7 protein-coding genes are annotated in these 12,279 nt (G+C 42.5%); 1 reads left to right on the forward strand and 6 read right to left on the reverse strand.

What is annotated here, in order from left to right; translation table 11 throughout:
• Nucleotides 1–35 precede the first annotated feature (35 nt).
• From AC4JOV_RS07330 to AC4JOV_RS07355, 6 genes are all read right to left on the reverse strand, one after another.
• On the reverse strand, nt 36–1,193 hold the full coding sequence (locus AC4JOV_RS07330) for a Wadjet anti-phage system protein JetD domain-containing protein (protein ID WP_229938236.1): 1,158 nt from the start codon (nt 1,191–1,193) through the stop codon (nt 36–38).
• Between the two features lie 4 nt (nt 1,194–1,197).
• The gene (locus AC4JOV_RS07335) at nt 1,198–4,695 is read right to left on the reverse strand and encodes an SbcC/MukB-like Walker B domain-containing protein (RefSeq protein WP_229938235.1); all 3,498 of its coding nucleotides are present in this window, start codon (nt 4,693–4,695) and stop codon (nt 1,198–1,200) included.
• Nucleotides 4,695–5,399: a DUF4194 domain-containing protein gene (locus AC4JOV_RS07340; protein ID WP_229938234.1), complete on the reverse strand. Its 705-nt coding sequence runs from the start codon at nt 5,397–5,399 to the stop codon at nt 4,695–4,697. Before AC4JOV_RS07340 ends, AC4JOV_RS07335 begins: the two co-directional genes overlap by 1 nt.
• Before the next feature lie 4 nt (nt 5,400–5,403).
• The gene (locus AC4JOV_RS07345; RefSeq protein ID WP_229938233.1) at nt 5,404–6,792 is read right to left on the reverse strand and encodes a Wadjet anti-phage system protein JetA family protein; all 1,389 of its coding nucleotides are present in this window, start codon (nt 6,790–6,792) and stop codon (nt 5,404–5,406) included.
• A 250-nt stretch (nt 6,793–7,042) separates the two neighbouring features.
• Complete coding sequence (locus tag AC4JOV_RS07350; protein ID WP_229938232.1) at nt 7,043–7,741, reverse strand: uracil-DNA glycosylase family protein; 699 nt, start codon at nt 7,739–7,741, stop codon at nt 7,043–7,045.
• Between the two features lie 55 nt (nt 7,742–7,796).
• Nucleotides 7,797–10,238: an EAL domain-containing protein gene (locus AC4JOV_RS07355; RefSeq protein ID WP_229938231.1), complete on the reverse strand. Its 2,442-nt coding sequence runs from the start codon at nt 10,236–10,238 to the stop codon at nt 7,797–7,799.
• Between the two features lie 300 nt (nt 10,239–10,538).
• Between AC4JOV_RS07355 and AC4JOV_RS07360 the strand changes: the two genes are divergently transcribed.
• Nucleotides 10,539–12,026: a DEAD/DEAH box helicase gene (locus tag AC4JOV_RS07360; RefSeq protein ID WP_229938230.1), complete on the forward strand. Its 1,488-nt coding sequence runs from the start codon at nt 10,539–10,541 to the stop codon at nt 12,024–12,026.
• Nucleotides 12,027–12,279 lie beyond the last annotated feature (253 nt).

Consider the following 12,279-nt stretch of genomic DNA (forward strand, 5'->3'; position numbering starts at 1 on the left):
ATCTTGGGAAGTACCGCAAATACAATGTGCGAACGCTACTCTACACTATCAAATAAAATACCTTCTTGATCAAAAAAACCTTTCTCTTCCATTTGCGGTATCAGGAGATCATCGATATAACGCTCAAAGGTCTTTCCCGGTTTTTGTTGATTTGTTTTTTTTGCGGCTGATGCGGTATGACCGTTCGATACCGAAAGCATTTGAATCATTTTGCCATAACCCGGCTCCCACAACACTACACTGCTAAAAAGCTTTTTTAGTGCAAGGTAGATATTGATCCCTTCATAATCCAGATCTCCCCAAAAATAGTAGTGAAACTCTGATTGATGATCAAAGATTGCATGGAGATCTTCATTTGATATACCTATACCACCGGGTGCATTGATATAAAAAGATCTGTATTTTCTATCGATCAGCCTTGAAGCGGTTCCCATAAAGCCGGAGAGATAGATCAATATATACCTATTCGATAAAGATTCATTTCTTTGCAGTGACTCAAAGGTCTGTTTATTTTCAATGAACAATATACTTTTGCAATTTTCATTTTTCAGACTTACAAGTATTTGGATAGGCTGTTGTTCTATCTTCAGCATATCCCAAAATTCAGGCCGGTTATCCAGGATTTTTGAATGTCCCCAAAAGATAAAGGCACTGGCCTCTCTTACAAGATCATTGCTGCGATCCAGTTTCAGATAGTTTTCTATACGATCAATTACATTTTTTGCAGATTTATTCTCCAGTTCTATTGGCTGTGTGTTCAGTAAAACTTCTTTGACATTCTGAGCTAAGTGAGATACCGCGATCGCTTCTTGCCACTGCGCTTTATAATGAGAGATTTTCCTATCCAGTATCTCTCTGCATAGCGCTTCAAATTCAACATTAAAATACAACATCGCCTTTCTCTTATAGAGCGCAAAAGTATTGTGTTTATCTCTATATTCAACCGAGACAACGCCTGCCTCTGCCAATGCACGTATATTTTGTTCCGCGGCTATCTCCCCATTGACCTCAGATGGTTCATAGAGTTTCTTAAGGCACTGTTTGTATGAGACGGGGTTCATACTCAGTTTTAAGGGCTTATCCCTTTGTGTTGAAGGTGTTTTTTCCAAAAGCGTAAGGAAATAGCCTACAAGCTCCCGGTTTATATCATGCGCCAACAGGGTTTTGAGATGATCGGTTTCTATTGTATTCAAAGTGTTAATCAAATAAAGAGACCTCGTTTCTAATTCTGTTTTCCTCATCTTTCATTAAGCGATTCACTTCCTCATTATTGATAATCGTATAATCAACATGCTGATGGACCAGAAAGTTATGATAGGAACTCTCTTCGGTCACCTTGTAGATACCGTATCTGTCACTTGCATACGGCATTAGAACGGATTCATCCTTTGTCGGCATAGCAGCTATCAGCTGAAAACCGAGATCATCTTTGAGGTACTTGATGATATCACTGGTCCTTCCATCATCCACACGGTTAAATGCTTCATCAACCATTAAAAAACCGACTCCCCCGTCCTTGTTTCCTCTGTTTGTCGGGTTGAAGGCTGAGTATGCTGCAATAGATCTGATAATATAGTAGCTTGTCGTAGCCTGTCCGCCGCTATCTGTTGCCAAGTCAGTGAGTGAAACAGAGTTCTCGTCATCATTGTTAAATATTTTATGTATGTCGTACGCTTTATAGTTTCTGTAATCGGAGATGATCTTCAGCTCTTTGTCCGATTCGCTGTTTTCCGTATCGAGCAGCAGTTGTTCAATTTTATTTTTTGTTTCAATATGCTCCTGCGGCAACGCATTTTTGTCAAACCCCAAAGAGTCTCTGTTGGCATTCACAACATACTCAAAATACTCATAGTACTCTTTAAACTGCTGAATAAAAGGCTCTTTGATGATAAATCTTTCATTATCAAATTTGTGTCTTTTCAGGATCAGGTTCAGTCGTTTTACTTTTTCTCTACCGTCAATGATGGAGTTATACACGGTCTTACAGAACTCATCTTTAAAAGTCTGATCAAATGTTCCTTTTGCAGCGGTTAATTCCTCATTCTTTTTTTTGAGAATATTTTCTGATATTTTCTTCTGAGTAGCCTGTTGTTGCTGCAGGTATTGGTGCAGGCGGATAAATGCTTCCGTCGTATCCCTCTTGACCGATTCAAAATTAAAATCTTCTATCTTCGCGATCTCGGCACAATCATCATTGTGACGTATCACCAGGTTTTCATATTTTGTGATGAGATCTTTTACTGCTTTGTCAAAGATCGGCATTAAAGACTTATCCTCAGATGTACGTTGCGCTTCTGCATCCAACTCTGCCAGATATTGAGTGAACGATGCTGAAAGTTCAGGTTGTACAGCACGCAGATTCTCCAGCTGTTTTTTGACCACTTCCTGAAGGCCCGATATCTCACGCTGAAGGGTTTCAATGGCATTTTCCTTCCCTTTGATCTGCGTTTCAAGACTGCCTGTATTCTTGATCGCTCTTTTCTCTTGCTTCTCCTGCTCCGCTTTCTCCTCTGCAAGCATCTTTATCCTAGCCAGTTTCTCCTCTGCATCGCTGATATCGATAGAGTCCATCTGCGCATCCAGACTGCTTATCTCGGTTTCTATTTTTTCGAGCGATTGCAGTTTGGCATTAAAATCATGGAAAGATACACCGATCAGGTCTTTATAGAGTTTATCGGCCTTATCTCTCATGGCTTTTATTTGTGACAGCTTTTGCTCATTTTCATCCAACTGCTTCGTGAGTTCAACATACCTCTCATATCTGGCTGCCTCACCGATGTAGCAATTGGATTTATCTGCCAGACACTCAAACGTCGTGTATCCGCTTGCAGCCAGTCCATCGGACTTTAACCCTCGCCTTGCCTGTGTCAACTCATAGGTTGTACTGCACTGCATCACATTTGCATAGTTCAATTTCATATATGCTTCTGCGATATCGGAGTGAAACGTAACAAGCGATACGATCGAATCGCTTTTGACCTCCTTTGAGAGCTTTGCCATATCGGAAAGAAGTTTCGTACCCTGTATGATCTTAGATTTGAGTCTTCTACTCTTTAACAGATCTGTAGCTTCCGTTTCATACCCCTCTTTCACAACGATGGCAAACCTGTTGTTCCCCATAAAACCTTCAATGGCACCCTGCCATTCCCTATTGGTGATATCCAGGAGTTCACACAGCGGTCTTGGTTCTGCTTCAGGACAGCTCTCCTTTAAAATGGCTATATCTGCCTGGTTCGGATAACTGCTTGTGCCGGTCAGAGAAAAAGCCTCAATATCATCTTTTATGGCATCTGTTTTTTCTTTCAGCGTTTTATATCTGTTGTCAAAGTCGGAAAATTCGGCTTTCAGATCTTCCAAAAGCGGTGAATCTTTATCCAACAGCAACGATAGGTCTGTATGCAGAGAGTGAAATTTTTGTGTCCAAATCTCTATCTCCTTTTTACTTACAGAGTGAACAAGATCCTGCAATCTGCCGAGTATACCCTCCTCAACATAGTTGTTCAAAGGCAGGATCTGGTCCAGACTGCTCAGATGCGCATAAAGGTTTGAAACACCATCGTATATCGTATAGAGCTCATGTATCGTTTCATTTTTTTTCGTTCTGGCATCCTCAAGCCCTTTGCTGAGTCTGTTTCTTCTGGCAATTTGTTCATTATCTTCAAGGTTTTGGTTGAGTTCGTCTATCTCATCCTGGATAAACCTGCTTCGATCTTTTGCTTTCTCTTCCGCTTTTCGTTCTTTCTCAAAGGCTTTATTCAACTTCACAAGATCACTCTTTGACTGATCCAGGTTCCTGAAACTCCGCACTTCCTTTCTTTTTTGCACCAGATACTTTTGAACAAAATGATCTCTCCACTTCTCAAGTGCCTCTTCACCCGATAAGAGTACTTTTTTTAAACTCTCTTCACTTTTCGAAATATCATCTGCTTCTTTTTGTATCCTGCTGAAACTGGCTATGGCCTCCCTTAGACTTTCGATCACAGACGACAGGTCATTCTCTTCCAACAACTCTCTTCTTACAAACTTACCTATGTTATCTGCTTTGGTCGGGAAAATATACTTTACAAACGCTTTTGCCATTTTTTCGGCTTCATTATACGCAACAGCAGATTTTTCATTGAACCTTCCATAAAGCTTCATCAGGTACTCTTTTTTACTCTCACAGATCAATAGGCTGTTTTTATACCCGGATTCCAAATGTTTTTTCAATTGTGACCACTCTTTGATACTGGTCTCATCCATTAAAAAATCATCTGCATGAAGCTCTGTATCAAAACACAATCCCAAATGAAGGTTATCCCCTTTTGCTATTTTTCCTCTTGAACCACCTTCAAGTTCCGCTTCTCCGTAAATCCAGGCAGTAAATTTTGATCCGGCCTGATTTTCAAATACCAAAGCAACAACACCGATAGACTGCTCTCTTGTAAACTTCATCTGTTCTGCGCCAAGGATATAACTTGCAAAAGAACGTTTTTTTTCATTTCTCTTTTTTGTAGAGTCTTCACTCTGCCCGGCATTGTAATTGATAATGTTGTTGATATCGCCTGTCATAACGATCTGAACAAGATCCTGAAAAGTACTTTTCCCCGCACCGTTTTCACCCGATACCAACGTTAATGAACCTCTGAAGTAAAACTCTCTTTGTGTCAGGTTTGCAAAGTTTATCCCTATCGCTTTGTGTAGCTTATAAGACATCAGTTATCCTCCGTAACTACTTCTGAAGTACCCTGCCTGGAGAACTCCTCCAACGTACTTTTCACTATGCTTTGCGGGACCAGGTCCAGGATCAATGGACGGATCACTATCGGATACTGTTCCGCATTGTCAAAAAAATCTTTATGATATTTGATCACCCTTAAACGTTTAAGTTCTCTAAAAAGCTCCTCTTTGGCTTTACTCGTCTTATTGATCTTTTCGGCTATGTTCAGATTTAGCTTTGAACGAAAAGCACTCATAAACTCTACCTGGGAGACAGCAATGGTAAAATCTTCCTCTTTTTCAGCACCATACTGTTCATAAAGCAGATAAAGTATGATCAATGATGCTGCGATCTCCTTACTGATATTAAATCGCAGTAAAGAGGAGGCCGACTCACTCTCTACAACATTATGATTACCGGGAAAATCTGCATCAGGCGGATAGAGCCTTATTGACTCGAACTCTTCATTATGATATACACCCATACCGATCACACTGAGATAGTCAGCTATCTCGTTTTTCACCAAAACAAACTTATCGTACAGTGTTTTTTCTATGACAGGATCATCGCTTGAATGCGTTCCGGCTCTTGGTCTGCATATCACACCGTAGTGCAGCAGGTAGATGATAATATCTCCAAAATCATTCATATCTACATAAGAATCTTCAATATACTTTTCAATATATCTTCTCGTATCCATTGATCTAATCCTTTTTATTAATGATGTACTCATCCGTTGTAAAGTACTTGTTTTTAGATATCGAACCGGTTTTTATCACCTCGAACATACCGCTTGTTGAAGCAACCGAAACGACATTGATCGCAAAGCTCAGGTCCTTGTATGTATCGATCGGTATTAAACCATTGATGATAGAATCTTCTTCTTTGAGCGTTTCGATAATTCTTTTTTGCACATCGGCAGAGAGGTAGGCTCTTGACTCTCTTATAGCGGTTTTTATTTTGTGTTCTATCTGCTCTTCATGTGTAGGCTGACGTGTGATGGTCGCGTTATTGTTTTTAACTCTTTTTTTTGTGATGTTTCTTACTTTGATTTTATACGGGTCAAGATATCGGGACCTGGATACACTTATCTTCTTAGTGATCGCATCAAGGATCTTTTCCTGCTCATTTTCATCGGAATCTTTGATCTGAAGTGCCAGAGTATTCATATGCGATGACCGCTTGATCATCAAGGAACTTACCTGCTTAAGTACCATCTCGGAAAATTTAAAAAGCGATTTAATGGACTCGATAAGTTCCGGCATCCTGTTATCTTTGGCATTTTTCACTCTATCGGATATCGTGATCAGCTGAGTCTCTACAGGGTATTCATCCTCTGTAAGTGTCGGATACCTCTCGACCATTCTTCTGTTTCTCGCCTGCAACGTTTCTGCATCATCCAGGATATCATTGATGACCTCGTTGATCCTGTTCGCATGTTCAGAGATACTGTCTTCATTGAAATAGACGGTAATACTGGATTTGAAATCTTTTTCTATATACTCGATAAAATTTTCTCCGGCCTGCTCCACGTTTTGTGTAGCATCATGGATCATCTTTTTTCTCGCTTCATGGATCTCGTTTATCTGATCCATGAGATCACTCACGATATAATCGCTGGTCTCAAGGGCATCTACCAGATCATAAGGATCACCGTCTCTCTTGTATGACTCGAGTAAGCCCAAAGTAGTTCTTACATTGCGGTGTCTTGTAATAGTATCTTTGTTATTTAACTGATAAAGGGATTGTGCAACTTTTCTTCCAATTCTTGTAAAGTTATAAATATACTCTATCAGGAGATTGTCAAATTTAGATTCTATCCAGCCTGTCTCTTCCAGGCGGTTCAGGATGACAGAGAAGTTTTTATTTTCCTCATCTGTATCAAAATCTCTTTGAACTCTTATGATCATTGATTTCAAGTACGCTTTGTTGGACGTTACTTCTCCCACTGAACCTTTATATATCTCTTCATAAAATGTCATCAGCAGTTTTTCATAGAAAGAAGCATTTTTCCCGGTCAGGATATTAAAGAAATCACTATTCTGCTCTGTGATCATAGAGGATGTTTTTGTCGTCGTTTTAACTTTAGCCATTGAAGTAACGGAACCTTTTTATGTAAAAAACTTCTTTTACCAACGTCTCGAAATTGAAATCCATTCGGGGAAAGGGTCAACTCAAAACTGACCAAGCGGTAAAATACCGAATTATAGCGATATAGATTTTGAAACATATTATTGAAGCATGCGGTTTTGGTAAAGAATCGATGTATTTTTATTCATTTTGAACAGAAACACCCTTTTGGAAGGTTACGGAGTATAAAATGTTGGATTGCCCAAACTGACCTTATGACGCTTTCTCTCTCCCCAGTATCCTCTCAAAGACCTCCAGATAGCGGGCGATATGCTTCTCTTTCTCCTTTCGCCGATACTGCATCACCCAGCGCGGATGCGGTACCGTATGGATCTTTCCGAACAATCCGTGCGTTTTATTGAGTGCCTCCAGGTACTTCAGATTCTTCCCCTGCCCTACACAGATGATATCCCGGCTTCGTACGCCAAACTCCAGCTGTTTTTTGATACTCTCCAGGATAAAATCATTCAATGATCTCTCCAGTACCTTGTCATCATAATAGTTATAGTTCTTTCCCTCTTTGATAAATCCTACCGGGGAAGTGGAGGTGATGTAAAAATCCCCGTAAAATTTCTCCACACCGCCATACGCTTCGATCACTTCAAAGATAAACTCCGCACTCAACTCTGATCGCTTCTCAAAGCTGTTGGAGATACCGCAATACTCCTCAAGCTTTTTGCCGTCACTGAACCCTATCCCGGTGACCCCTGCACCCAGCCTTCCCTGGTTGATCCCGAAGAGAAATACCCTGCCCGCATTGTCGGCATAGTATTTTTCAAAAAAGCGCTTCATCACCCTTTGCGTCTCTGCTCCTCCGAACGGAAAGATTGTTTCCACATGCGCGGGCAGCTTCAGATCATCCTCCATACCGAAATAAAATTCCAGGACCTTTTCACCAAAGTGCTTTTTCATCATCTCCTCCTCTCATACCATCTTATCGGGAGTTCGGGTTTTTGACTTCAGGAATTTATCCTTCCCCTGAAAGCTTCCCTTCTATCTCTCCAGCGGACATCGGCTTGCCTATGTAGTACCCCTGAACATAGGTACAGTGGTGTTCTCTCAGAAATGCCAGCTCTTCTTCGGTCTCCACACCTTCGGCAATCGTATCTATATTCAGCGTTTTCGCAAGGGCCAGCATCGCCTCGACAATAGCCATACCTTCCTTATCTTCCGGAATATTTTTGATAAAGGAGTTGTCGATCTTTATCTTATTGACCGGAAGCCTTTTCAGGTAGGCCAGAGAGGAGTAACCGGTACCGAAGTCATCCATTGCGATCTCTATCCCCATTTCACTGAGTTCATGAAGTCTGGAGATGAACTCTTCAGGTTTCCGCATCAACTGTGATTCAGTCACCTCAAGCTCCAGCCATTCAGGCCTGAAACCGCTCTCTTTCATACATTTTTTGAGTATCTCCATAAAGTGCTCACTTCTCAATAGTCTCAACGAGAGATTCAGCGATAAAATACCCGGATTGAGCCCTTCCCGGTACCATCTGGCTGTCTGCTCCATGGCCGTTTTCATCACCCATTGATCGATCTCGATGATCAACCCCGACTCTTCAGCGATCGGAATGAACCTGTCAGCCGATACGACACCTATCTCTCTATGGTTCCATCGTATCAGGGCTTCTATGCCTACATACTCCATCGTAGCTGCATTGACCTGCGGCAGATAAAGCAGGGAGAACTCATGATGTTTGAGTGCTTCACGCAGATTGCTCTGCAACACCACACGTTCCATCGCAAGTTCTGTCAGTTCATAAGAGTAGAACTGGTAGTTGCTCCGGCCCTCTTCTTTTGCTTTATACATCGCTGCATCCGCATAGCTAATCAGGTCATTGGCTCTATCACTGTCCTGGGGATAAAAGCTGATACCGATACTGCAGGAGATATAGAGCGAGTGATCCTCTATCTGTAGAGGCTGAGTCAATGTCTCCTGTATATGTTTTGCCAGCACGGCAGCATCACCCATCTTTGTGATATCCTTCATAATGATCGTAAATTCATCGCCTCCCAGCCGTGCAAGGGTATCTCTCTTCCGGATCGTTGCTTTGAGACGTTCAGAGACGACCACCAGTACCCTGTCACCGACATGGTGCCCCAGCGAGTCATTGATCTGCTTGAAGTTATCCAGGTCGATAAAGAAAAGCGCCAACTGCTTATCAGATTTTCTCGTATCATCGATCTCCTGCTGCAGTCTATGATTGAAATATTGCCGGTTGGGCAGGTCAGTCAAAGGATCATGGTTGGCTTGATACTCCAACACATCTTTTTGTTCAAGCAGTTTCTCCTGCGTCTTTTTCTTCTCTGTGATATCTTTCCAAATGACATAGATCACCTTTCGATCATCGAGCTCCATCGGTGTCATGGTCACTTCCGCAAAAAAATCCTCTCCTGTGGATTTTCTAAACACCCACTCAAACTGATACATCTTACTGTGACGTGCGATCTCTACCATCTCTTCAGCTTTTTTATAGGAGTCGCGTCCATCAGGTTGACACGGAGGAGAGAGCTTTGAGGGGTGCAGGTTCAAGACCTCCTCTTTGGAATCGTACGCAAGCATATCCACGATCTTCTGATTGCACCGTACCAGCTTTCCTTTCTCCAGGATCACAATACCGTCCGAAGATTTCTCATAAAGTGTCTCAAAGATATCTTTCTGTTTTGCAAGCTTCCTTGTCTTGGATTGGATCTCTTCTCTCAAACGGTCCGCATACGCTTCATTGTCATCACGCATTCTGGCGACCAGGATACCGATGATCAGCAAAAAGATCAGATAGACAACGATCGATCCCGCAAGCATATCCTGGAAATCTTCATACATCAAGATAAAATACCCGCGGTCTTTGATCTGGATATTCAGTACCCCTCTGACATCACCGACCTTATACCCGAATCCGGTCTGGTAGTGTTCTCTGATGACAGGGAGTACCTCCTCCTTTTCTCCATGACATTTGATACAGGATTGACGTATCTTTAAGGGTTTTACATAGTGATAGGCATCTTCCCGTTTGACAAAGATCTCATTCTTCTCAGGATGTTCTCTGAAGTAGCGGATCATCTCCAGTTCAAACGGATTTGCCATCCCCTGAGGATTGCGGGGTTGATCGGAAACACTTCTTATGGAGATCTCTTCCTTCACCTTTTCGGAGAAACTGCGGCTGATCGAAGAAAGGCTTTTTACGGGCAAGAGTTCAAGTGTCGTTTCATTGATATCGATATGCCCCTGCTCCAGGATATCCTGATAGGTGATACGAAAGGCATCGATAAATTCCGCAAGCGTACGTATCTCAGTCTGGAGAATCGTTTTTTGCGTAAGTTTCATCTGGCGATCATACTCATAGACCTTATAGCCCAGCATACCCAACACCAATAATGATAAAACGATAAACAAATTAATATTTTTCATGCATGATACCTGTGTGATCTATTGTATCATATTTTAATAACTTATAATGATTTATCTATTGTAGAGATTTTATACACCCCCTATCTTTATTGCAAAAAACCTGCTATAATGCCGAACTTTTATGCAAGAGTGTACTGAACTCTATTTTGAGATAACGATGATTTATCTCCTCTCATTCCTCGCTGACAGACGCGACACAGTTTGGTATCAACTGCAGAAAACAGGTTATATACCTCTTGATACTATTTTATATGATTCCAAGAAGCCCTTATTACCGACAATTTAACATAAAGAAGAATAATGACATTTACAGATTTCAACCTCAAAGAGAGTATCCAGTCTGCTATCGCAGAAGCAGGATTCAAAGAGCCAAGCCCCGTACAGAAAGAGGCCATCCCTCTCGTCCTTGAAGGACACGACATGATCGCACAGGCACAGACGGGTACAGGTAAAACCGCTGCCTTCGGTCTGCCGACCATGAGTATGATGCAGGCGGACGGGAGTGTTGAAGGGTTGGTTATCGTCCCTACCCGTGAACTTGCGATGCAGGTCAGTGATGAGCTCTATAGATTCGGTAAAAATGCCGGACTTAAAACAGCGACCGTCTACGGCGGTACTGCGTACGGCAAACAGATAGAGCGTATCAGACAAGCCTCTATCGTTGTAGCGACTCCGGGACGTCTTCAGGACCTCCTGGAGAGCGGAAAGATCAAGATCAGTCCAAAGTTTGTCGTACTTGATGAAGCCGATGAGATGCTTGATATGGGATTCCTCGATGAGATCAAGAACATTTTCAAGTTCATGCCGAAAGAGCGCCAGACACTGATGTTCTCAGCTACGATGCCAAAGGCGATCCGTAAACTGGCTGAAGAGATTCTTGAAAACCCGAAAACTGTCTCTATCACAAAATCAGAGACGACCAACACGAAGATCACACAGCAGTACTACGTGGTAAAAGAGAGTGAAAGAGATGATGCGCTTGTAAGACTTATTGACTATAAAAACCCGACGAAGTGTATCATCTTCTGCCGTATGAAAAAAGAGGTAGACAGACTTGTAGCACACTTGACAGCGCAGGGCTTCAAGGTAAGCGGTCTGCACGGTGATATGGAGCAGAAGCAGAGAGAGGTAACGATCCGTGCCTTCAAACAGGGCGGGATCGATATCTTTGTGGCAACGGATGTCGCAGCGCGTGGTCTGGATGTCAACGATGTAACCCATGTCTTCAACTACCATATCCCGTTTGACTCCGAGTCTTACGTACACCGTATCGGACGTACAGGTCGTGGTGGGAAATCAGGTGAGGCGATCACTCTGGTAAGCCCGAACGAACTCCGTACGATCAAACGTATCGAAAAAGATGTCGGTACACAGATGAGCACAGAGATCATCCCTACCCGTATGGAAGTACAAAATGCCAAAGCCAATGAGCTTATCACAAAAATCGCTGAGACCAGAGTGACAGAGAGTGCCATCAACCTGGTTAAGACTCTGCAGCACGACCTTGATATCGTGACGATCGCTCACCTCCTTGCATCAATGATCCAAGAGGAGAATGAAGTCAAAGGTAAAGACAAGATCGGTCTAAGCCATGAAGAGATCGCACAAGCCTTCGAGAGATCAAAAGACGAGAGAAACAAGAAGAACAGAGGCAGAGGGGGCCAAAGAAGAAGACGTGATGACCGCAACCGCAATGAAAGCGGCGGAAACAGACGCCCTAGAAGCCGTAAGAGCAGCGGAAGCGGACGTGACAGCCGCAACGGCGGACGCGGAAGCAACAGAGGGTAAACTCCTCTCCCTCTTCAACCCCTTTTTCGTCATCCTCGAGCTACGCCCCGGGGATGAGAATCGTTAAGCAAACAACAATAGTTTGTTGTTTGTAGCTTCGGAACCGGAAGTGTTGTGCAGAATGCACCACTGAAGGCAAAGATGTGAAACAAAACCCTGCAATGTATCACTCCATCCACATTTTTTAATCACCTTTTACTCCCAAACCCATATTTTAACAATAAGACATTCTTTGATATACTACCTACACTTC

The sequence above is a fragment of the Sulfurovum sp. MH2-6 genome, from assembly GCF_058374785.1.